Annotated in this window: 1 pseudogene; it reads right to left on the reverse strand. The window is 59.7% G+C overall.

The features are described 5' to 3' along the window. Nucleotides 1–305 precede the first annotated feature (305 nt). Nucleotides 306–647: pseudogene (locus AWB67_RS39110) on the reverse strand (hypothetical protein); the annotation flags it as partial.

Raw genomic sequence — 647 nt, forward strand, 5'->3', positions numbered from 1 at the left:
GTACGGCCGAAGATCGCAGGAAAAGCTTCTCAAGTCAATGCGCCGGACACGCACCCGTTTCTCGGCAGCGGTTTCTTTGCCCTCAGCGCGTCTTTTTCTGAAGACAAGCCCGGTCGGCCGCGCTTCTCACTTCACGGCGCGACTGATCACTGGATTCAATAGTTCACGACTGCTTGCGGTTGAGAACACCAGACGCATCTCGATCCGAATTTTGTCGGGCGTTTGGATCGTGGTCGACTGGCCCAGCTTCAACGCTTTTTCCGACTCATCGCAACCGCGTCCTGAAGAACCGCACGACTTCGGCATTAAATTCTTCGTGAAACGCCGATCGGTCGAACCCAGGACGACTGGCGCAAAGCGCTGGCGCCTTGCGGGTCGTAATGCCCCGCGTTGGCGACTACGTGATATTCGGGTGATAGCGGGAGGTTCGCGCGTACCGCCTCCTCGTAGTAGGGATGCGGCTGATGGTGATCATCGGCTGCTCGCCATAACTGGATCGGGACGCGCACGCCGCTCGAACCCGCGTGTCCGAATGTAAATCCGAAAGCCGGAGCCGCGATCACCACGGCTTTGATACGCGGGTCCGAGCCCCAGGCGTTAGCGGGCACGCTCACGCTCAGGTTGAGATCGACACCGGCTGTCTGCAG

The sequence above is a fragment of the Caballeronia terrestris genome (assembly GCF_001544515.1).
GTDB classification, from domain to species: Bacteria; Pseudomonadota; Gammaproteobacteria; order Burkholderiales; family Burkholderiaceae; genus Caballeronia; species Caballeronia terrestris.